This window comes from Paenibacillus sp. FSL K6-3182, assembly GCF_037976325.1.
Classification (GTDB): Bacteria; Bacillota; Bacilli; order Paenibacillales; family Paenibacillaceae; genus Pristimantibacillus.
Genome location: NZ_CP150265.1, coordinates 4,341,707 through 4,363,971, shown reverse-complemented (window position 1 = coordinate 4,363,971; position 22,265 = coordinate 4,341,707). Strand labels below are relative to the sequence as shown.

Sequence of the window (22,265 nt, the reverse complement as noted above, 5' to 3'; positions counted from 1 at the left end):
TACGAACGGGCAGGATAGTGCTAATCAATAGCAACATATCAAATGATTACAACGTCGATTGTGTAAAAAAGCAAGGAGGTTGCCAAATGAAACAGATTTTTATGTTATTCCTTTTGTTTACATCACTTTTTCTTAGTGCTTGTAACGCCAAAATTGAATCAAAGCAATCCTCTTTATCCGAAACTAATCAATCCAATTCACCTGAATTTATTGGCTATGTTACGAAGATTGAAAATCAAAGAGCATTAGTAGTTAGTTCCTTCAGTAAAGAAATAAACCAAACAAGGAAAGAGTTCTACGACGCAGTATGGGTTTCAAACATCCCTTCAGATGTGAAAGTAGGAGAAATCGTTCATGTATGGTTTGAGGGTGAATTGGCTACTTCTTACCCTGGTCAGGGAAAGGCGGCGAAGGTCAAGATTGCCGAAATAAAAAAACCTGAAAAAGCAATACTTTCTCCTGACGAAATAATACGTAAAGCACTTACAAATAAAGACATTTCAAATGTTAACATCCTTGTTGTCAAAGAAGTGAATTATGATGAAAAATCAGCGGTATGGACTCTAAGATACAAAAGTGCAATGATTACAGATGGCTCATTAGAAGAGCTTACTATACAAGTACCTGATAGATAATCGTTAAACTAACGGGTAACGTTAGTTCAATGGAACAGCGACAGTCTAGGATTCTATTTTCTCGTCCTTGGCTGTCGCTATCCAGAGAAAAAATAGTATTAGACTGGCGGCAGTTGGAGAAAGCTTTAATAATGTTAGAATATTAAAAAGGTAAACTTTGGAGGCACACCACTGCAATAAGACTTATAACGAAATTAAGTTCTTGATATATCCCATCAAGGACATATTATGAAACAGTGCTTTAATAAAGGAGTTGTATAAAATGAATGAAAATAAAGGTGCAGAAATAAAACGTTCTTCAAAAACAGAAAACATTCTACCTCAGATCAATAGTAAAACTAAGCTAGGCGACTTACGAAAAATCGCAAAGGTCATTAAAAAAGATCACGAACTAGCTATGGAACTTTGGTCAACCGAAGAGTTTTTGCCCAGACTATTAGCAATCTTAATTATGGATAAAAAACTTCTTTCACAAGAAGTGCTAAATAAGCTTGATAAGGATATGCAGACTCACACTTTTGATGAGCGAAATAACTTAATGGATTGGTTAATGGCTAATCAGCTCACCAAAGACAAGAAGACAATTGCATTGATGGAGTCATGGGAAAATAGCCCTTCTGCTCTTCAAAGGCGAGCTTTCTGGTATTATCAAGCGCGATTGAGATGGACTGGACAAACACCGCCTGATGACACCGCAGACTTACTATCTACATTAGAAGCTAATATTACGCAGGAAGAACCAGAAGTTCAATGGGCTATGAATTTCACCGCAGGTTGGATAGGCGTTTATGATGAAAAGAATCGTGCACGTTGTATTAAACTTGGTGAGAAAGCGGGTCTTTACAAGGATGAAATAGTAGCAAAAGGATGTACTCCCAGCTATTTACCGGAGTTCATTACGATTGAAGTTAACAAACGACAAAATAATTAGTTACCTTTGAAAAATTTGTTAAGGATTAATGTAAAAAATAAAGGAATTCAAATCCTTAATTATAAAAATTGTAATAGGCTTGGACCGAAAAAATAAAGAAAACAACGCGTTATGGCAGCTAGTTGGTGAAATATGCAAGGAAGATGTAAATGATTAGCTCACTATCTCTTTTTGATCAGTAGGGGCACTTATCTTTAAGAAGAACACTTTCCAGCTGCGCAGTACAATAATACTATTCAAAAGACTAATGTGATGTTCAACAATCGGGTAACGCTAATTGAATAAATTAGTCTAAAACCTTCTATTAGAAGCAAACTAGTATTAATTGCTCTAATAGGAGGTTTTATTATGATATTAAGCGAACTATGACGTCAATATGAAACGGATAAGCGAATCCAAGGGTTTAGTCCAAATACATTGAAAGCCTATGCCCTGCAGCTCAAGATGCTGGTTACGGAACTCGGGGATTTAGATATCTCTGAAATAACTTTGATTCTGCTTAAGGAAAACCTAGCTCAGCAGTCCGATCGATTGAAGCCAAGCAGTCTAGGGCACCGCATTCGTTTTGTTCGTTCCCTCTTTCGTTTTGCATATGAAGAAACATATCTACCGCATTCTGATATCATATGTCGCATTGTTGAAATCCGGATACTTTTCTGTACATGAACAATAAATAAATCATCACTTCGCTTCATTCCTTTGTCATGCATTCATAGGATTTGATGTTTCGAGGAAGAGGAGGAAGCTCTCTCTTATTTTCAAACTCGTAAATTACATTGAAACCCTTTGAAGTACGTTATGGATTCATCGAAATACAAATCACCCGTTCCTTAGGGGTGCATATTCAATAACCTAATGGTAATACTGGGATAATGCAATGTAAAAATGAGGAGTTTGCGGATGCTAAAAAACGATTTGAATCAGACCGATTATCCTATCTTTGATGGTAACAATCCAAAAACATTTGTTAACCAAATAAAGGACATCCTACACAATCCGCCTGATCTAGTGATACACACTTTTACTTTATCAAAAAATCTTCACGGTTTTTGTGTTTTTATTGAAACATTAGTCGATAAAAATAAAATTGAACATGAATTACTTCACTTCTTATCCGAAGAGCCCATCTACAGCGAGTTGGATTCATCGGAGAACATCATCAACACGTTACAAAGCCGAATTCCCTTTAGTTCTATTTCATTTACCACAGATTTTCACCGCTGTGTTCAAAGTTTGCTGAAGGGAAAATGTTTGTTAGTTATCTCTAAGTCACGCCATGTGCTGTTGCTTGATGCGTCCATGACACCTCACCGAAACGTAACGGAGCCCTTGATAGAATCTACTGTTCAAGGACCGCAGGAAGGGTTTACAGAAGATATTGCTGTCAACTTATCTCTCCTACGCAAACGAATCAAAAACATTCATTTTCGGATTGAGCAGTTCATAATCGGTACGGAAACGGAAACGAAAGTCAGTTTACTCTACCTGGGGAGTCTTGCCCCTGTAGCAGTAGTAGACGAATTCCGAAAACGCGTCCGTTCGATCCAGATCGATAGTATTTTGGACAGCACTTATGTAGAAGAGTGGATTCAGGATAAAACCATTTCCCCTTTTTCTACTCTGTTGAAAACAGAACGGCCTGATGTTATGGCGTCTCACCTGTTGGAAGGACGGGTTGGTGTGCTCGTGGATGGAACTCCAGACGCGTTGGTCGGTCCGGTCACTTTCTTTCAATTCTTTATTGCACCGGAAGATTATTATCAAAGAGCTAATATCGCCACTCTCCTGCGCTGGCTGCGAATGCTTTCTTTTATGCTGTCCGTATTCGTTCCTTCTCTCTACATTGCCGTCGTATCCTTTCATCAGGAGTTCCTTCCACATTCTCTATTAATCAACCTCTCAGCACAGAGGGTAGGGGTCCCTTTTCCCGCTTTTGTTGAAGCGATCATCATGATGGTCATGTTTGAAGTGTTACGCGAAGCAGGTCTTCGAATGCCTAGGATCGCTGGACAGGCCATTTCCATTGTTGGCGCGTTGGTATTGGGAGAAGCGGCTGTTTCAGCAGGGCTCGTTTCGGCCGCAATGGTTATTGTTGTAGCGGTTACGGCGATCTCCAATTTTGTTGCACCATCCTATAGTTTCGGTATAACACAACGGCTGCTTCAATTTTTCTACATGGCGCTCGCAGGTTTTATGGGATTTTTCGGTTTATTATGCGGCGTGCTCTTTACCGTGGTGCATTTAGCTTCGATTAAATCGTTCGGGGTCCCTTATCTTTCTCCAGTTGCTCCGACCTCCTTATCTGACTGGAAAGATCTCCTTATTAGAGTACCTCGGCCATGGATGAAAACTTATCCTCAAATAAATCAAACAAGGAGAAAGCAAAGGGGAAGCTCATGAAATGGTTCACAAGGAAGAACATTATGATCGGAGTCTGTTTATGCTGCTTAACTGGATGTTGGGATAAGGTTGAAATTAATCAATTGGCTATCGGAGAGCTGGTAGGAGCAGATATGGACCCGAACACCCATAAACAGATTGTCTATTATCAAATTGCTAATCCAGAGGCGATTGCTACCCAGAAGGGGGGAGGTATCAAGTCCCCAGTTTATACGTATAGAGTTCAGGCGTCCAGCATAGCAGAGTTAGGGATTAAAACGGCCGATATCTTACCGCGGAAGCTGTTTCCCGATCAGTACCAGTCGGAAATTATTACCGAACGATATGCCAGACAGGGCTTGAATCCATTTCTCAACTTTTATGAGAGGATGTATAATAGGCGCTCCAATCTCTACTTATTCATTACGGATTCGCCGCTTTCAGATGTGATGATGACATATACCTCGTTAGAGAGACTGCCGGGACGTTACCTCCGTTCTCTGATTGAGATCCAGTCCGAATCAACTGGGAGAGTGAGCAAGAAGTCACGTGTCAAAGATCTGGTGGAAAATATGGAATCTTCGATACTAACTGTGATGCCTATGCTGAGCATTAGCGGATCAAAGCTGTTGTCCACGACAGACCGATATGAACAGATCAATGCAAACCAGGGGAACCTCATATTGAGCGGCGGCGCTGTTTTTAAGCATGACCGAATGATTGGGAAATTGAAATTGAAGCAAATGGCTTATTACATTTTATTGAAAGGGGAAAGCAATTTATTTTTTGAGTCGTTGACGGTAAATGGTCGCAAGGTTGATCTTCAAGCAACCAAACTGAAAGTCCACAATCACCTGTACATCGTTTCTGGGGTGCCAGTTTGGAAAGTCGATATAAGTACCCGTCTCGTCATTATAAACAATGAACAAAAGAAGGACTTAACCTTAGAAAATCTAACCGAAATCATAGAAGCTTTTAACAGGCAGGTTCAAGAAAAAACAACCGATTTTTATCAGGATACGATAAGAAAAGAATGGGACTTGTTTGGCTTGGAGGACAAAATCAAGTATAAACGTGGCAAAGAGTGGAAGGCCGTACAAAAGCAGAAAAATGCTTGGAATCAAACGAAGTTTCAGTTTTCCGTAAAGAGCAAGATTACCGATATTGGCGAAATCATAAATCCGTATAAGGGGGTTAAATGATGGAGAAAGGTCAAATAAGCGCTTGGCAATTTTTTATTTTGGTAATCGGTTATTTGCTCGGGACTTCATTTTTTTTTCGCCCCGCTGGACTAATCGCCATGGCAAAGCAAGACGCTTGGATCGTTCCGATATGGGCAGGAACTGCTGGTGTGGTTATGTCCTTTATCTGGATAAAGCTAGCTAATCATTACCCCGGACTTACAATCGTCCAGATTTGTACCCATGCAGCCGGAAAGGTAATCGGCGGGCTGATCGCGCTACTATATATAGGGTACTTTGTGCATGTTTCCGCTTTAATCACTAGAAATCTTGGCGATTTTATGAAGCAAACCCTATTTCCCCTAACACCTATAACCGTATTCCATGTCATGTTTCTCCTCATTATTTGTTATGCTGTTATCAAGGGGGTAGAGACGATTGCAAGAGCAACAGAATTATTGTTACCTCTCATTACTCTGGTATTTTTATTTATATTCTTTGTTGCGCTTTCCGAATGGAATTGGGATCGTTTTCAAGGTATGTTTCGAATGAACGTATGGACGACGATGAAAGAGACCCGGTCCATACTCGGTTTTCCTTTTATGGAATCTATCGTCTTTATGATGCTGTTACCATATGTCCGAAGCAGAAGGAATGTTAGCTTTTTACTAGGAGTTGTGGTTGCTACATTGTTGCTCAGTTTAATTGTTTTTTTTACGATAGGAGTGCTTGGAGTTACTCGTTCTTCTCATGATACATACCCTTTGTTTGTGATTGTGCAAGAGCTTCATATCGGATCGTTTTTCGAAAATCTGGAATCGACCATTGCGCTTATTTTATTGGTTGCTATTTTTATTAAACTGTCCGTTGCTTATTATGGCGCTGTGCTGGGACTATGCCAATTATTTCGCGTGAACGATAGATCATGGCTTGCGATTTCGCTTATTTTGTTAATTTCCGGACTCGCGTTGGGATTCGACAACGTTCTGGAAAATATAGAAATTGACAAACGATATGCTTTTGAATATATGTCACTTTTCGGCATTATTTTCCCTTCGTTGCTTCTTTTTTTAACTTGGATGAAACAAAGCCTGGGAAAAGAAAAGGCAGGTTCTTCATCGTGATCTGGTTCATTCTTTCCGTTGCTATAGCTTTGGGTATTTGCATCTCTGTTATGGTTCAAAAGAAAAAAAACGCGAGAGAAATTGGGTTGTTTGTGACGATCGTTTTGCTGGGTTTTGCAGACTGGATAAGCATATTCTTAGAGCGACAATTCAACCCGTATCAGTGGATCGCCAAACTCATTGATTGGATGGGTGTATAGAGTAGTAAAAGCGTAGCTGTCATCAGAGGTAATGGTATGGCTTAGCTTACGGAATTCCGCTTTTTGTTCGGTGCTCGCTCCATTCAAAGTAGCAGACTCGATTAGCACATCAAACTAGTGTATAGAATACAAACCGACTAAACAATCTCGTACCCCTTGATTATTTCAAGGTGATTCGAGATTATTTTTGTTCGGACATAGTCGCTTTTCTTACAGGGATAAGCTAAGTAATCATTCAGGAAACTGAATAAGTATTTCACAACCTAATCGGACTCGACGAACTTGCTTTCCTGTTGATAAATATCACTTCGTATGGTCAGCCGCTTAAGTGTTCCTGTCATAACATGAGTGATGGTGGAAGCCAATAGAGGAGCGTCCACATCCCTGCGGATCGACCAGGCTTGTATGCCCTCTTCAAACAATTGCTCCAAATGGAAGACGCTATGGTCGGTAAGAAGATGGTATCGTTCTTCCAGTTCCGGCAATTCATTTGATTAAGGTAGTGTAAGGTGCAGCCCACATAACCCAGCTTTTTTAAACTATATTTCTCTGTTACAGCACCACTAAGCAGCGTTTATTAATAATGGAGAACGATTGCTCATTGAAAATTAGAAACGGCAGCCAACATATGAAGTGACCCATAAAGTTAGACATGTTTTTTAGGCAACCTGATGGGTATGGGCTCGGTATTGTACCGGGCTCATGCCTTTTAATTTTGACTTGATGCGTGAGGCTAACTAAAGTTGAATAAATCTAAAATCAAACCAATTAATCATGAAATACTGCTACACTAGCTAACTTTATTGAAGTCTGATAATGTGAAAGGAATATATTAACATGAATGGCGGAAGCACAGTCCGAAAAATTACCCTTTTTTTCGGCATTGTGCTTTTTTTTGCCTTGCTCGAGACCGTTTTGAACCATGCATTAAAGGCACAAGCGACGGAGCTATTAGGGGCTTCCGACTACGAGTCGTACTCCAGATAGACAATGCATTTCTGGTCATGAATTGGAATGAAATAATTAACTTCTCGCAAATGTAAATGGATTGGCATCATCGCCGTTAACTTGCTTGAATGAAGTAGAAAGATATGAATGTGTGTAACACTAAAAAGCTACAGGTTCAGGACAGGACTCTCCACTCCTATCTATACTTTTGCACTCTTTTTGAGTGCGAGCCACCCTTCCAGGTGGCTATTTTTTATTGCTCATTAAGTGAACTATCTCTAAAGGTTACGGTATAAGGATCAATCTAGTTGAACCATAATACGAACCATGGCTGCCGTCGTATTCGGACCATACTGTCTATTAGTGTGTATTGATATCCACTCATGTACAATGAAAAGTACGTTTTTCAATTCTATTAAAAGGGCTTATCTACTAGTAATACCGCACAAACAAATCTATCAATTTTATGTATACTATATTATTCCCAATATAGGAGATGATATAGTGAAAATTAAAACATCAGCTAAGAGAGTAGTAAAGACCAGCGCGATGAAGAAAAAATTGAACACTCAGTTAAAAAAGCAAGTTCGGGTGAAAAACACCACTTCGGGTACTGTTAGAAGCACAGGTGTTCTCAAAAAAAATCCAAGTACAACATTTGCCCATACCGAAGTCATGAATCGGAGATCTTCACCGATAACCGCAACCGTTATGGTCTTTAATTGGGATACTAATTCACCAGTAAGAATTGGTAACAACACCGTTACCATACCAGCCAATTCCCTTAGATTTTTCAATACAAATCTCGCTGGTGTCAACGATCACTATGAAGTAGTTATCATCCTTTCAGCTACTTCAAATGTTATTGTTAACCATTTCGGAGTAGCTGGGGATGTACCACAAGATGGTAACATCGTTCTGGATCGTGACCTTATTTCAATTACGTTATAACATGTTATAAAAATGCGCCCATAATTGGGCGCTTTTTTATTGCACAGTATTATCTATTTGTCTTTGTAAATGCCAATGTTTATGGATATATAAGCATAGGACATACCGTTCATCTCAATTATTGAACTATTCTAGCTAATAGCTTGTCAATATTTAAAACTTAATGGATAAAGTCCATGATGTTATACTGAAAAAAGAGCATGCCAAAAAACCATTCATTGGCGGATGGGGAGGTTTTCCTAAGCAGGATATTTTTTCCTGATTTGATCAATCGAAATGCTTCCTTATGGGTAAGAATCGCGAAAATCCAGTGAAATAGCTTTTTTACACAGGCAATATAGCCACTTTAAACGGCTTGCCCTCGGCACGCTTTTTATCGTAAAAGGCTCGGAGTTTTTGGTTGCGCGAGCTGCGCAGACCGCATCGTACGGACAGATACAAGGTTGTTCGAAGCCTTCTGGAACCGCGTTTGGTAATCCTATTTCGGGTTGCTGTAAACTTGCCGGAAGAGAAGACGCTTGGGTCGACACCGGCAAATGCAACGAGCTTTTTTGCATGATCAAATCGATCGATTTCTCCGACTTCTGCAAGTATTGTTGCAGCAATTCTGGTGCCAATGCCGGGTATCGATTGGATCAACCCATACTCATGTAATTCTGCAGCCAGAGCATCTATGGACTAGTCGAGGTTTACTAGGTGCTCTTGGTACTGTAGAAGCAGATTAATGAGCAGCTCCAGCGAGATGAGATGGCTTGAAAAAGCAGTTTCCTTGAAAGGGTTTCGCTCCGCGGCAGCTGTTAGTTTCAGCGCGCGATCAAGCGCCCATGCGGAATTCGACCGTCCAGTAAGAGACTGGATCGTCGCTGTTATGTCATTCAGAGACTTAGTCAGCACCGCGGAAGAGGTAGGATGAAGAGCCATAAAACGAAGGGATACCTTCGAGTACAGGTCACCAAACACGCCACGGTATTCCGGAAAGACTTGGTCAAGGACAGCTTGAAACTGCAGCTTCACTTGCACATACATATCAGTTAGAGAATCAAACTGCCTTGTCAGATAGCGTAGATTCATCATAAATTGTCCTCGTTTTTTGTACGGTTCTAATTCTTCCTTGTAGAACAATTCCCCTAGATGATAGGCGTCCGCGATATCTGTTTTCACTTTGCGTAAGCTGGTTTTGTTCAATAATTGTATAGAAAGAAGACAGTGATAAGCGTTACTCTCCAAAAAAAGAGGTGGAAACATGGCAATCCAGGATTCCGTTGAAAGTTATATTGAAATAAAAACACAAGAAGAGATGGATTGTTTTTTTGATTCTGTCAATGGATTTCATGATGGTTTAATTAAGGAATTCCACTTAATAAATGACGCATATATTGATAAACATTTATCAATGGTTTGCGGCTTTAAGTACAATATGAGAATCCTTATTCAACGTCAATGGGAAAAACCATCCGCTGTCGAACTCCTTCTAGGTGATGTTGTCGAAATGAACTTACCTAAATTGAATTACGAAATATATAATTCTTTTGGTACACTTCATATTTCTAAAGCCAATGAAACTCCTGAAATAACGATAAATCTCGATGGCAATGTATTTGTCTGTCGTAAAATGTTATATCGCGAAGTCTCCGAATGGATGGGAAGAGAAAGTCGATTTGGTGATGAAATTATAGTGAACAATTCTTTCCCAGTAGAGAAATTAGAGGATGGTTGGGTACTATGTTCAAACTGTTTTGAAGCGTGGCAACCGATTAATAGGAAAGTGTTAAAATGTCCGAAGTGTTTTTTTTAATGCAGAATTACAAACAACAGGCAGTCGGCGTTCGGCGGCTTGTTGAGCTAACAGGCAGTTTAACGCAGCATGCGACTTCAGAGTTATACTTATTATCGAGCACTAATAAATGTTCTAGGACGATGAGGGTGTGAAAAATGACTAGTAAAATTGTAGTTTGTAATGACATTGGTCCTTATTTAGAAGCATTGACTCGTGGTAATGAATATGAAGTGATAGCTGAGGATGAAGAAAAAGAACAGTTTAAAATAAAAGGTGACAACAACCGATCCAGGTGGTTTAAGAAGTATTATTTCGTAAGTTCTGGAATTAGTGTACCCGTTATAGTTAGTTGGAAATTTGACGATTCAGTTGAGGATTCAAGTGCGAATTCATTAGAACACATCGAGATCTCTATTTTATTTAATGATGGTCAGACGAGATGGTGTTCAATCTGTACGAAATCGGGGCTAATGGATTATTTAGAGCGAAATATGGATGGTAATGTATATTTAATTGAGAATCAAATAATTGTGAGGAGTTTTTCATATGAATCAGTCAATGATGCATTAAACGACTTAGACCAGCATAATCAATTGATAATTTCGACCAAATCATTGAACTAACGGTGAACGTTAGTTCAACCATCATGTAGCAGTATGACGCAACGGCAGCTGCTCCTATTTTATTAAGCTAAAGGGCAGACTAATGCAAATTTTACTATGTAAATTCGTCTGATTTATACAAGCTTATTTTTGGGAGGGATTGGATGAAGAAACTGAAAATCGGTAGTGGTTTTCTTTTGTTTATTATTGGACTATATGTAGCCTTTCAAGGGTATTCAACTTACACATTTAGTGCACGGAGTTATGACGGCAGTATGGGAGTATATAAGTTTGGCTATTTTATCCCTGCAACCGATTATCACCTACACACAACTGGAGTTATTTTTACCTGTGTTGGTCTAGTTTTAATTATCTCTACATCTTACTGGATGTATTTATTATTGAAGAAGCAAAAGGAATCATTGAACTAACTGAGAACGATAGTTGAAGATTAAAAGGGCTGCCACTTGGCAGCCCTTCGTCGTTACGCTAACGGGCAGTATACAACAATAGGAAATTAGTGGTATCCTTTGGGATTGAGGGCTCCATTTGTTATTTCAATTTATTGGTGATGGGTAGAATAGTTAAATTGAAATAATACAGCAGTTTAAATGAATTTATAATCGTGTTCACTATAAGCAAGTCGTTTTTCAGGTGTGGGATTGGTCGAATGATGACAGAACCTACATGGTAAATCATTTCATCTTGATTGAATGTGAGGGGAAATGGAATACAAGTGTTCAACGAACAACTTACAGGGCTCTGCTCAGAGACGAATTCAGTCAGATATTAAGTGCCACTGGTTTTGACAACATTGAATGGCACATGCCAGCAGATTCGGGATATTATCAACCGATTGTTACCGCCAAAAAAAGGAAGCCGAAGACGGTTCGTTGAATGGGCACGATAGTGAAGGAGCTTACCTCGCGGCAGCTCCTAGATTTGTTAATCCAGCTTAAAAATTGCTGCTCGTCCTTTTCAACCATCGCTTCCGATTTGGGTTGGCGTGGGCGTAACACCTGAGAGTTCCGCAAGAGCAGGGAGACTTTGGCTTGACATGGCACTTGGATTTCTTGGGGGCGACCCACTCTGAGTTAAACCGTTGGTAGATCGTCAAGCTAATCAAGATGCCAGACAAGGTTGCAAGTGCTATTGAACTTTTAGCAACGCAAGTGGCACCGGTGGTTCGTCGAGAACTCAGGAAACATAATTATAGAAGCCATTTCAGGTTTTAAGAGATCAAGAGTCACTTGATATAGTGGCTCTTTTTTCTTGCATTGGCATTGCACTAACGGGGAACGTTAACGGGCGGGTAGTTGAACAAGTCTAGAGAATAAATGCTGATAATGATATTCCCGTCTGAGTCCAAAGTACGCCAGTCTTTTCCTTGATCACATTTGCTCAAGTGTTTACTTGATGGTGCTTAAGATTCGTTATAGGATAATTAAAAGAAACATTCAGGAAAGGTAGATCCGTCTCAATGCAAACAAAGAGTAAATTATTCATTCTTGGTACGGTAGTTGCAACTGTAATAATTATGATGGGGCAATTGCGTGCCACCTCTACTTCAGCAGCCACTCCCACCTATTATGTAGACTCCAGAGGCAACGATGATAACGCGGGCACCAAAAAATCTCCTTGGAGAACTCTCCAGCATGCAGCAGACGTCGTAAAACCGGGCAGTACCGTGTATGTTAGAGGGGGCGTCTATAAGCAAAAGCTAAAAATTACCCGCTCCGGCTCAGCCCGGGGTGGTTCGATCACGTTCGTAAACTTTCCGAAGGAAAGGGCAGTCATTGATGGAAGCGGACTTTCTGTCACAGGACAACAAGGCATTATTGAGATTGAAGACGCCAGCCATATCACGATAAAGGGGTTTGAAATCCGTAATTTTATCACAACGAAAAAAGATCAATTGCCTATAGGTATATATGTCCACGGCTCAGGAAGCTATATTAAGATTCTGAATAACAAAGTGCATGATATCAAAAATACCGCTGCACCAACCGGCAGTGACCTGCTTGGCCGGGATGCTCACGGTATCGCTGTGTATGGTACTGATGCACCCGCCTCCATTCATCATGTAGCGATAGAAGGTAATGAGCTTTACAAGCTGGTACTGGGTTCAAGCGAATCCCTTGTTTTAAACGGAAATGTCGATACTTTTTCCGTGACGAACAATCTCATTCATGATAATGACAATATCGGAATCGATCTCATCGGCTTCGAAGGAGTAGCGCCGCATCCGTCCTACGATCAAGTGAGAAATGGATTAGTCAGTGGCAATAGAGTATATAATATCTCATCCAACTTTAACCCTTCTTACGGTAAATCACTTCCTAACAATAGCAACGCGGCCGGTGGTATTTATATTGATGGGGGGAAAGACAGTGTTATTGAACGAAATTACAGTTACAAGAACGATATTGGCATTGAAATTGCCAGTGAACATGCAGGGAAATCCACAAGCGAAATTACCGTGCGAAGCAACATTGTCTACAGTAATCGGTATACGGGAATAGCGATGGGCGGCTACGATAGTGAACGAGGCGCAACTGTGAATTGCAAGATCATCAACAATACCCTATATCAAAATAATTCGCTGAATGATGGCAGTGGTCAAATTCTGCTACAGTATGATACCAAGAATAATATGATCACAAATAATATCATCTTTGCGGAATCATCGAATGTCTTCATCTATAACGAACACACGAAAAACTCTGGAAATGTGGTAGACTACAATCTTTATTACGCCCCCGGTGACGTTTCGAAAGCAACTTGGATTTGGAAAAACGAGGAATATGTCGGTTTTTCGGCTTATAAGACCAGTACTAGAAATGATGTACACTCTATATTTGCCGATCCCCGGTTTATGAATCAAGGCCAAAATAATTTCCACCTTAAAGCTGCTTCCGCAGCAATCGATGCGGGTAGATCTTACAGTTCGATCATCAAAACCTTGGACATTGACGGTCAAGCAAGACTACGGGGAGCATCAGTTAACATAGGGGCAGATGAGTAAAGGAAACGTTAGTTCAATAGTACACATCGATGAGCAGGCGCTGCGGTGGCCTGCTCATTTTATTAAGCTAACGGGCAGCATTCCTATTATGAAGAAATAGTGGTTTTGAATGCTGTTGAAAGCGGCACGATTGGCATCAGGCACGGTAAGAAAGTACGTTACTCTAAAAGCTACAGGTTCAGGACAGGACTCTCCACTCCTATCCAAATCCTATAGTGCTCATCATGAGTACGGACCACCCTTCGGGGTGGTTTTTTTTTAGAAAAATAGAACCTCATTATTTTTTGTAAGATGATTTTGTGTAGTTAATCTCTTGTATTTCACCCCATCTAAAGTGAATTTGTGTGGTTCTGTTTGGAATTATTTTTTCTATAATAAGTTCTGTCATGATACGTTTATCACGTGAATCTAGTCCGAGTTCAAATGCGATTACAAGTTCACTAAGAAGGTCATCAATATTCCCATATTTATTATTGGTTTTTGGTATAGGCATTTTTTCAAGTTTTTTATTAATTTCTTTTTGCCTGTTTTCGTACCGCTTCATTAAATCATTATAATGTTGCTCACTGAGTTTTTTATGGATATAGAAATCATCAAAAACATCCTGAATTGCCTTTTCTAAACTGTTATATTCATATTGTAATTGTTGAAGAACATTTGTTGTCTCATCTATATCGTCAACTAATTTGCTCGATATTTGTTATTTACTGTACCTACCATTACTGATATCAACAATTCTTTTTAGAACTGCATCATTGAGTGAAGGGAGGTCAATCACTGGACTATTACAATTTCCATGTTCATTTTTATTACTACATACATATCTTCGTGTTTTCTTGCTTCCTGTTTGTCTTGAATACATTTTGCCACTACACATTGGACACTGTAGGATTGAAGATAATAATTGTCGCTCTCTACCTCTCCAAAAGTTTTCTCGACCAAACAACGCACTCTGAACATATGTACAATCATCCAAGCTTACTAAAACATCATAGCCTATTAGTGGATATAAAACTCCCTTACAATTTTGCATAGCAGCATAGGTTGGATTAGTTAACATATAACGTACTCTTCGTGGTGTCCATTCGACATTTGTTTTTGTGGTTACTGAAGCACTTTTTAGCCATTTTGAGATAATGTAAGGTCATTTCCCTCTTTTTCCATTTTAAATGAGTGTATGACTGCTTCTGCACCTAATCCATCAGCTTTAAAAACACCTTCTTTCTTTATTAAACCAAATGGGGCAGGTCCACCATTCCAACGTCCTTTTTCTGCATTTGTTTTTTTGTTATCACTAGTAACATCACTAAGATTATCACTATAATATTCATTAAAATTAACAAGTATATTAGCAACTAGTCTTCCTGTTGGTGTGTGATATTCACATTTTCGAATGTTTTATCCCAATCTTTAATGCCATGCCACATTTTCGGGTTGGATCGATGAAGAGCTGAACCAAATCCAAATATATCTACTTTAACTTGCTTTTGAAATTTGTGAAGCGAGTGGATCAGTAAATCCTTCGGTAAATTTAGGGAATAAAATACAATAATAAACATTGACAAGGACAATAGGCAATTATTAATCAGTCTATTAATGAAAAACAGTACCGAATATATTGTTTGCTTTGAGAATGAAACATTATTTGATTCAAGATGTAATATTATAAATGTTAATTTTTTTCAATCAGTGATGGTGTCTCATGATTATTAAAAAGTACGGAAATTGATGCTATGGAATAAATATTGCATTAAGGTGTGCAGTTCACCAAATTGCTAAGTCATTAATGCGAATAGTTGTTAAAACCTTGCGTTTGTTGATTGTTCATATTTAATAAAGATATGCAAGCTTACTTATTTCTTGCAGTCTCGTACGAAAGGCTTAGCGGAGGCGTTTCATACACTTTTAATTTTGTGTATTGATCGTATTAATTTCTTGTCTCGGTATCCAAAGCATTTATGCGTTTAGTATATACTCCGGTTTAGTGGACAATCTAAAACTGTTACCTATAAATTTTAAAACAAGGAGTTATTTGCATGGATCATCTCTTTATTTTGATCAGAAGTTTTTCTGCATTCGTTATCCTCATGTTAATTGCAAGAATATTGGGAAAGCAAACCCTTTCCAATATGAACTTTCACGAATTCGTGACGGCTGTCATATTGGGTGCTATGGCTGCCAACTTTGCATTTAACGAAAAAATACAAGTTGTCCACCTATTAATAGCCCTGTCCGTTTTTACAATTACTTCTTTTGCTTTATCTAAGCTTTTTTTGAAATTCAGAAACTTTAAGATGTGGACAGAAGGAACACCCACCGTTCTAATAGAAGGAGGGTTCATTCTCGAAGATAACTTAAAGAAAAATAATATGACACTGGATTCTTTAAACCAACAGCTTCGCCAGAAAGAGATTTTTAATATAGAAGAAGTGGAATATGCCCTCCTTGAGATTAACGGAAAACTATCTGTTCTAAAGAAAAAGGAACTACAAACCGTGACATTAAAGGATCTGCAGTTGAATGCCGGTAAGGCCGTTCAATTTCCAATAGAGCTTATAATTGACGGACAACTTTTGCGTGGTAACTTAAACTCCAACCATATCCCGGAAACATGGTTACTGTCCCAACTGAAGTCACGCGGCAAAAAGTTAGAGGACGTATTCTATGCTGTTAAAAGCAGCAACGGCCAACTTTATGTGGATGAATATAAGGATAAAATCCAGCATCCAATTGATGTAGAATAATATTGATACTTTGACTTTTGGTCAATAACTACCTGTGATTTAGCGTAATCAAATAATTGTATTTGGCAGCGTGCTTAAGCTCATCCAATATGATACCGTACACTGTATCCTTATAGATGCCTACGGGCATCCCAAACCAGATTTTGCGGTATCGTTCCACCGCACCCAGTTCTCCCTGCAAGGCGCGTTGAAGACCCTCTGTATAGGATTGCACTCTCTCATATTGCTCACTACTGATACCTGTAATCTCATGGCCTGTCAACGCCCGATACATCTCCCTGAACATTTTATTGTGGCCGCGCTCATCGTTACGGATGCTTTCTATTATAGCCACCTGCTCCTGTGAGGGAGCCAAATTGATCAATTCATCGTAGAACAGCTCGTCGTTCCGCTCCCCTTGTACAGCTTCCTTTATCATTTGTACAGCTTCCGGAAATCCTGTGCTCCAGATAGGTATAAAATCGAACCGGATGTAGTATGAGTTTTCCCAGTAAGAAGGTCTTTGATACAAGATTGTCTCCTCCAGACGTTAGTTTGCTAAAAAGTATATGCTAAAAAGTATATGTGCGTCTGCCTATTTCGGTTCCTAACAATAGGATAAATGACTGCCTACTGCACGCTTCCAGTCTCCTTTCAAAATTTATGTCACGTAACGGCTCACTCAACTCTCTGCTTTACCAGTATGCGCGATACACAACTCCGTATTGGATATACAAATAATGTCGTTACGATAGGCGATGCTTATGGACCAGTTCTATGTGTTAACATCTCGAGTATTGCGAGTAAGGCATTCAGTATGAATGTATTTGTTAAAAAATGATGTTGACATTATACCCGTATGGGTATATTGTGAGTATGTAAGAAGGATAGCGAATATAAAAAAAGAAGGGAGTGTGTGTGTATGACATACAATAGCAAAGTCATAAATCGTGTCAAACGTATGGAAGGTCAATTAAGAGGCATTTTACGTATGATGGATGAAGGAAAAAATTGCAAAGAAGTCATTACACAACTTTCAGCAGTAAGATCTGGATTAGATCATACAATTGGTGTCATTGTAAGTGAGAATCTAGTAGAATGCGTGCAAAATGCAAAAGGCGTTCAATCCAAATTGAATGAGTCTATCCAAGAAGCAGTCAATTTACTCGTAAAAAGCCGATAATTCTCGGCTTTATATTTTTAACATATTAATACCCATACTAGTATGGGTAAAGGAGAGCGAAATGGAAAAGAAAAGAACGACAATTGTGTTATTCAGTGGGGACTATGATAAAGCGATGGCTGCCTATATTATTGCAAATGGTGCTGCGGCTTATGATCATGAGGTAACAATTTTCCATACTTTTTGGGGAATTAATGCATTGCGTAAACAAGCACCCATTGAAGTGAAAAAAGGATTCTTAGAAAAAATGTTTGGTAAGATGATGCCACGTGGTGCTGAAAAGCTAGGCCTTTCCAAAATGCAAATGCTTGGTATAGGTCCGAAGATGATCAAGCATGTTATGAAAAAGCATAATGCGTTGTCATTAACACAACTTATTGAAATGGCTCAGGAGCAAGATATCAAGCTAATAACTTGTACGATGACGATGGATTTATTAGGCTTACAAAAAGAAGAACTACTAGATAGTGTGCATTATGCGGGGGTAGCAGCTTATCTTGCTGATGCAGAAAATGGTAATGTCAATCTATTTATCGGCTAAGGAGGAGAACTATGGAGGCAGCCATTGTTATTGGTTTACTCATCTTGTTTATTATATGGCGTAAGTTACCAACCAAAGGTGTAATTGGGATTACAACGGAGCAGTTGAAGATGATGTTAACGGACAAAGATAAAGTATTCATCGATGTTCGAACTCCAGGTGAATACAGTGGTCGTCATATTGTTCAGTTCAAAAACTTTCCATTAGGTTCTGACTTGTCAAAGTTACCTACAGGGAAGGAAATCGTCGTCATTTGCCAAAGTGGAATGCGTAGCAATCGAGCTTGCAAACAATTAAAGAGATTAGGGTATGGTAACGTTACAAACGTTCGTGGTGGCATGAATGCGTGGAAAGGATGAGGAAAATGAAAGAGATTACCGTTCAAGAAGTAAAAAAAAGCTTAGAAAACAGTAAAAAGCTGAATCTAATTGATGTTCGTGAGGTGGCTGAAATACAAGAAGGTCACATTTCTGGAATTATCAATATTCCTTTAGGTTTACTTGAGTTTCGTTTACATGAGCTTAACAAAAATACACCCTATATTATGATATGTCGTTCGGGTGGACGTAGTGGGCAAGCTACAGAATTTCTGTCTTATCACGGCTATGACGCTACAAATATGGTCGGTGGAATGTTGGCTTGGGAAGATAAATCAAAATAAAATTTTTTTTGGATTAAAAAATACGCCACAGGGTATTAGGAGGGTTAAGAATGGCAGTTAAAGCAGATTTTATGTTAGATGCAAAAGGGCTAGCTTGTCCAATGCCTATTGTCAAAACGAAAAAGGCAATGAACGATCTAGAAGAAGGTCAGATCTTAGAGGTGCAAGCAACAGATAAAGGATCTAAAGCTGATCTTGCAGCCTGGTCAGAAACAGTTGGTCACCAATATATTGGCACAACAGAAGATGGGGATGTGTTATATCATTACATTCGTAAATGTTCAAATGATGCCATGGTAGAAAACACACATGAACATACCATTGCTAATGAAGAGATCGTTTCCCGTGTAGCAACTGGTGGATCTATTCTAGATGTACGTGAAGAGGCGGAATATGCATTTGGTCATATTGAAGGGGCAAAATCAATTCCTATGGGTGAACTTGATTCACGTATGAATGAGCTAGATAAGAATCAAGAAATTTATGTGATTTGCCGTACTGGCAAACGCAGTGATCTCGCAGCACAAAAGCTTGCAAACCATGGATTTGAAAAAGTGTATAACGTCTTACCAGGTATGACAGGTTGGAGTGGCAACTTAACAACATCAATATAACTTATGGAGGGTTCACTATGTCAAACAAAGTAGCAATTATCGCGAGTAATGGTGGTCTATTCGACGCTTATAAAGTATTTAACATCGCAACAGCAGCAGCAGCTTCTGAAAAAGAAGTCGCTATTTTTTTCACATTTGAAGGGTTGAATTTAATTCATAAGCAAGGTATGCATGGGCTTTCCTTGCCAGCTGGTAAAGAATTTATGGCGGAAGGATTTACTAAAGCAAATGTTCCAGCGATTCCTCAATTGGTTGAAATGGCACAAGAGTTAGGTGTGACATTCATCGCTTGCCAGATGACGATGGATGTTATGAATCTAACTAAGGAAAACTTTGTAGATGGTATTGAAGTAGGTGGAGCCGTTACATTCCTTGAATTTGCCAAAGATGCCGCTCCATCATTAACTTTTTAGAGTAATAGGATAAATTAGTGAGGGGATTCTTCTCTCACTAAAAAAATAACAAAAATATACCTATGGGGGTAATTTGAAATGTCAGTAATAAAATGGACAGCATCAGATGTTGCTCGTAAAGTCATTGAAAATCAATCATTATTTATTTTGGATGTACGTAATGCAGATGCATATGAAGATTGGAAAATTGAAGGACATCAATTCGACTATTTAAATATTCCGTATTTCGAATTATTAGATGGTGTTGAGAGCATAATTCCTCAAATTCCAACGGACAAAGATATATTAGTTGTCTGTGCTAAAGAAGGATCCTCGATCATGGTGGCTGACATGTTGAGTGAAGCCGATGCTACTCTATCTGTTAGTTATTTAGAAGGTGGCATGAAATCTTGGAGTAGTTATTTAGAGCCAATAAAAGTAGCTGATCTTTCTGGCAACGGTGAATTATATCAATTCGTTCGTTTAGGGAAAGGTTGTCTTTCTTATATGGTAATCTCAGAGGGGGAGGCAGCACTTATCGATGCTGTAAGATTTACAGAAGTATTCACCAGCTTCGCAGAAGAGAAAAATGTGAAAATAAAACACGTATTTGATACTCATCTACATGCTGATCATATTTCAGGAGGGCGTTCTATTGCAGAGGCTACTGGTGCAACGTACTACTTGCCTTCGAAGGATGCAGAAGAAGTTGTGTTTGATTATAAACCTCTTGAGGACGGATTGATGGTTCAAATCGGTGCTTCTAACATTGAAGTAGGTGCACTTTACTCACCGGGTCATACGATTGGATCAACTTCATTTGTAGTAGACGATAAGTATCTATTAACAGGTGATATTCTATTCATCGATTCAATTGGTCGTCCTGACTTAGCAGGTCTTGCGGATAATTGGGTAGGAGATCTTCGTGAGACATTATATCGTCGTTATAGAGAACTTGCAGAGGACTTAATTGTACTACCCGCACATTTTATGATCATCGATGAATTGAATGAAAACGGTACTGTTGCGAAACGATTAGGTGATTTACTCGTTGAAAATCACGGTTTGAATATTGAGGATGAAGGTGAATTCCGCAGTATTGTAACCGATCATTTACCACCACAACCGAATGCATATCAGCAAATTCGCCAGGTTAATATGGGGAAAATCAATCCTAATTATGAGGAACAAACCGAAATGGAAATTGGTCCAAACCGTTGTTCAGTACGTTAATTGGTCCAAATAGATTAAAAAACGAAATGGGGTTATTTAATTATGAAAGTAGTCAAAATAATAGACGCAAAAGGACTAGCATGTCCTATGCCAATCGTTCGAACAAAAAAAGCAATGGATTCCGTTGCTTCAGGTGAAGTAGTAGAGATTCATGTGACGGACAAAGGTGCGCTTGCAGATTTTCCAGCTTGGGCAAATGCAGGCGGACATACCATTTTAGAACAATCAGAAGACGCTGACGTATTTAAATTTTATATAAAAAAAGCGTAATGTAGTTCTTTTAGGCGGGTTTCGATCATCGAAGCCCGCCATGTTATTAGAAAGAAGGGAAAAGTATGGATATCACATTTATTGTTGTCATATTTTTAATAGGTTTTATCGGTTCTTTTGTATCAGGAATGCTTGGTGTTGGTGGCTCTATTATTAAGTACCCAATGCTTTTATATATACCGCCAATATTTGGGATAGTATCTTTTACAGCACATCAGGTTTCAGGTATTAGCGCGGTACAAGTATTTTTTGCATCGATCGCGGGAGTTTGGGCTTATCGTAAAGGTGGTTTTCTCAATAAATCACTAATTATCTACATGGGTGGCTCAATATTACTCGGAAGTTTTATTGGTAGCTTTGGCTCGTCGCATCTATCTGAGCAGTCTGTAAATGTTGTGTATGGGATACTCGCTACATTAGCGGCAATCATGATGTTTGTACCGAAAAAACATATCGATGATATTCCATTAGATAAAGTAACATTTAATAAAACAATAGCAGTAGTTCTAGCGTTAATTGTTGGTGTAGGGTCTGGCATTGTTGGAGCCGCCGGTGGATTTTTACTTGTCCCCATTATGTTAGTCGTGCTTAAAATTCCAACGCGAATGACGATTGCTACGAGTTTAGCCATTACATTTATCTCCTCTATAGGAGGAAGTATTGGTAAATTAATGACAGGGCAAGTCGATTACTTGCCAGCAATTATCATGATTGTTGCTAGTCTTATTGCGGCACCACTTGGAGCAAAAGTGGGCAAAACATTGAATACGAAGGCATTACAAGCCATTTTAGCTGTATTAATTTTAGCAACTGCTGTTAAAATATGGATTGATTTATTGTAAAGTGAGTCTAATATTTAGTACTTGTCAGGGGTTCTATCCCCCTATTTTTCACA

25 protein-coding genes and 1 pseudogene are annotated in these 22,265 nt (G+C 39.0%); 22 read left to right on the top strand and 4 right to left on the bottom strand.

Going from position 1 to position 22,265, the window contains the following annotated elements; all coding sequences use genetic code 11:
• The first annotated feature begins 86 nt into the window (after window positions 1–86).
• From MHH56_RS19205 to MHH56_RS19175, 7 genes are all read left to right on the top strand, one after another.
• On the top strand, window positions 87–635 hold the full coding sequence (locus tag MHH56_RS19205; RefSeq protein WP_339203238.1) for a DUF3221 domain-containing protein: 549 nt from the start codon (window positions 87–89) through the stop codon (window positions 633–635).
• Window positions 636–897: 262 nt separating this feature from the next.
• Complete coding sequence (locus tag MHH56_RS19200; protein ID WP_339203237.1) at window positions 898–1,566, top strand: DNA alkylation repair protein; 669 nt, start codon at window positions 898–900, stop codon at window positions 1,564–1,566.
• A 393-nt stretch (window positions 1,567–1,959) separates the two neighbouring features.
• Window positions 1,960–2,232, top strand: coding sequence for a site-specific integrase (locus tag MHH56_RS19195; RefSeq protein WP_339209672.1), 273 nt, complete (start codon window positions 1,960–1,962; stop codon window positions 2,230–2,232).
• 234 nt (window positions 2,233–2,466) lie between these two features.
• On the top strand, window positions 2,467–3,966 hold the full coding sequence (locus tag MHH56_RS19190) for a spore germination protein (protein ID WP_339203235.1): 1,500 nt from the start codon (window positions 2,467–2,469) through the stop codon (window positions 3,964–3,966).
• Window positions 3,967–3,989: 23 nt separating this feature from the next.
• Complete coding sequence (locus MHH56_RS19185; RefSeq protein ID WP_339203233.1) at window positions 3,990–5,147, top strand: Ger(x)C family spore germination protein; 1,158 nt, start codon at window positions 3,990–3,992, stop codon at window positions 5,145–5,147.
• A complete protein-coding gene (locus tag MHH56_RS19180) occupies window positions 5,144–6,250 on the top strand; it encodes an endospore germination permease (RefSeq protein WP_339203231.1) in 1,107 nt (368 codons plus the stop codon). The genes MHH56_RS19185 and MHH56_RS19180 overlap by 4 nt, the downstream gene beginning before the upstream one ends.
• Window positions 6,247–6,450: a hypothetical protein gene (locus MHH56_RS19175; RefSeq protein ID WP_339203229.1), complete on the top strand. Its 204-nt coding sequence runs from the start codon at window positions 6,247–6,249 to the stop codon at window positions 6,448–6,450. The genes MHH56_RS19180 and MHH56_RS19175 overlap by 4 nt, the downstream gene beginning before the upstream one ends.
• Before the next feature lie 263 nt (window positions 6,451–6,713).
• On the opposite strand, the gene MHH56_RS19170 is transcribed toward MHH56_RS19175, so the two are convergent.
• On the bottom strand, window positions 6,714–6,935 hold the full coding sequence (locus MHH56_RS19170; RefSeq protein ID WP_339203228.1) for a hypothetical protein: 222 nt from the start codon (window positions 6,933–6,935) through the stop codon (window positions 6,714–6,716).
• Window positions 6,936–7,902: 967 nt separating this feature from the next.
• Between MHH56_RS19170 and MHH56_RS19165 the strand changes: the two genes are divergently transcribed.
• A complete protein-coding gene (locus MHH56_RS19165) occupies window positions 7,903–8,349 on the top strand; it encodes a hypothetical protein (protein WP_339203227.1) in 447 nt (148 codons plus the stop codon).
• A 265-nt stretch (window positions 8,350–8,614) separates the two neighbouring features.
• Here MHH56_RS19165 and MHH56_RS19160 read toward each other — a convergent pair.
• Window positions 8,615–9,525 (bottom strand): annotated as a pseudogene (locus tag MHH56_RS19160) (IS110 family transposase); the annotation flags it as partial.
• Between the two features lie 67 nt (window positions 9,526–9,592).
• Between MHH56_RS19160 and MHH56_RS19155 the strand changes: the two are divergent.
• From MHH56_RS19155 to MHH56_RS19140, 4 genes are all read left to right on the top strand, one after another.
• Entirely contained in the window at window positions 9,593–10,144 is a 552-nt protein-coding gene (locus tag MHH56_RS19155) for a hypothetical protein (protein WP_339203225.1), read from the top strand.
• A 137-nt stretch (window positions 10,145–10,281) separates the two neighbouring features.
• A complete protein-coding gene (locus MHH56_RS19150) occupies window positions 10,282–10,749 on the top strand; it encodes a hypothetical protein (protein WP_339203223.1) in 468 nt (155 codons plus the stop codon).
• A 143-nt stretch (window positions 10,750–10,892) separates the two neighbouring features.
• Window positions 10,893–11,159, top strand: a complete 267-nt coding sequence (locus tag MHH56_RS19145; RefSeq protein WP_339203222.1) for a hypothetical protein — start codon at window positions 10,893–10,895, stop codon at window positions 11,157–11,159.
• Between the two features lie 1,049 nt (window positions 11,160–12,208).
• Window positions 12,209–13,753 carry a right-handed parallel beta-helix repeat-containing protein gene (locus MHH56_RS19140; RefSeq protein ID WP_339203221.1) on the top strand — a complete coding sequence of 515 codons (1,545 nt, stop codon included), beginning with the start codon at window positions 12,209–12,211 and terminating at the stop codon, window positions 13,751–13,753.
• A 277-nt stretch (window positions 13,754–14,030) separates the two neighbouring features.
• On the opposite strand, the gene MHH56_RS19135 is transcribed toward MHH56_RS19140, so the two are convergent.
• Window positions 14,031–14,297 (bottom strand): hypothetical protein, encoded by a 267-nt coding sequence (locus tag MHH56_RS19135; RefSeq protein ID WP_339203220.1) that lies wholly within the window; start codon window positions 14,295–14,297, stop codon window positions 14,031–14,033.
• Between the two features lie 1,492 nt (window positions 14,298–15,789).
• Here MHH56_RS19135 and MHH56_RS19130 point away from each other — a divergent pair.
• Entirely contained in the window at window positions 15,790–16,497 is a 708-nt protein-coding gene (locus MHH56_RS19130) for a DUF421 domain-containing protein (RefSeq protein ID WP_339203219.1), read from the top strand.
• 28 nt (window positions 16,498–16,525) lie between these two features.
• Here MHH56_RS19130 and MHH56_RS19125 read toward each other — a convergent pair whose 3' ends face one another.
• A complete protein-coding gene (locus tag MHH56_RS19125) occupies window positions 16,526–17,008 on the bottom strand; it encodes a ferritin-like domain-containing protein (protein ID WP_339203218.1) in 483 nt (160 codons plus the stop codon).
• 390 nt (window positions 17,009–17,398) lie between these two features.
• On the opposite strand from MHH56_RS19125, the gene MHH56_RS19120 reads away from it, so the two are divergent.
• The 9 genes from MHH56_RS19120 (at window position 17,399) to MHH56_RS19080 (ending at window position 22,212) form a co-directional block, all read left to right on the top strand.
• A complete protein-coding gene (locus MHH56_RS19120; protein ID WP_339203215.1) occupies window positions 17,399–17,659 on the top strand; it encodes a metal-sensitive transcriptional regulator in 261 nt (86 codons plus the stop codon).
• Window positions 17,660–17,720: 61 nt separating this feature from the next.
• Window positions 17,721–18,200: a DsrE/DsrF/DrsH-like family protein gene (locus tag MHH56_RS19115; protein ID WP_339203213.1), complete on the top strand. Its 480-nt coding sequence runs from the start codon at window positions 17,721–17,723 to the stop codon at window positions 18,198–18,200.
• Between the two features lie 11 nt (window positions 18,201–18,211).
• Window positions 18,212–18,559 (top strand): rhodanese-like domain-containing protein, encoded by a 348-nt coding sequence (locus MHH56_RS19110; protein ID WP_339203212.1) that lies wholly within the window; start codon window positions 18,212–18,214, stop codon window positions 18,557–18,559.
• A gap of 5 nt (window positions 18,560–18,564) precedes the next feature.
• Window positions 18,565–18,861 carry a rhodanese-like domain-containing protein gene (locus MHH56_RS19105; RefSeq protein WP_339203211.1) on the top strand — a complete coding sequence of 99 codons (297 nt, stop codon included), beginning with the start codon at window positions 18,565–18,567 and terminating at the stop codon, window positions 18,859–18,861.
• A gap of 50 nt (window positions 18,862–18,911) precedes the next feature.
• Window positions 18,912–19,475 carry a sulfurtransferase TusA family protein gene (locus MHH56_RS19100; protein WP_339203209.1) on the top strand — a complete coding sequence of 188 codons (564 nt, stop codon included), beginning with the start codon at window positions 18,912–18,914 and terminating at the stop codon, window positions 19,473–19,475.
• Window positions 19,476–19,492: 17 nt separating this feature from the next.
• Window positions 19,493–19,888, top strand: a complete 396-nt coding sequence (locus MHH56_RS19095; RefSeq protein WP_339203208.1) for a DsrE/DsrF/DrsH-like family protein — start codon at window positions 19,493–19,495, stop codon at window positions 19,886–19,888.
• 78 nt (window positions 19,889–19,966) lie between these two features.
• The gene (locus MHH56_RS19090) at window positions 19,967–21,100 is read left to right on the top strand and encodes an MBL fold metallo-hydrolase (protein WP_339203207.1); all 1,134 of its coding nucleotides are present in this window, start codon (window positions 19,967–19,969) and stop codon (window positions 21,098–21,100) included.
• A 42-nt stretch (window positions 21,101–21,142) separates the two neighbouring features.
• Window positions 21,143–21,370 (top strand): sulfurtransferase TusA family protein, encoded by a 228-nt coding sequence (locus MHH56_RS19085; RefSeq protein WP_339203205.1) that lies wholly within the window; start codon window positions 21,143–21,145, stop codon window positions 21,368–21,370.
• Between the two features lie 65 nt (window positions 21,371–21,435).
• Window positions 21,436–22,212, top strand: coding sequence for a sulfite exporter TauE/SafE family protein (locus MHH56_RS19080; RefSeq protein WP_339203203.1), 777 nt, complete (start codon window positions 21,436–21,438; stop codon window positions 22,210–22,212).
• The last annotated feature ends 53 nt before the right edge of the window (window positions 22,213–22,265 follow it).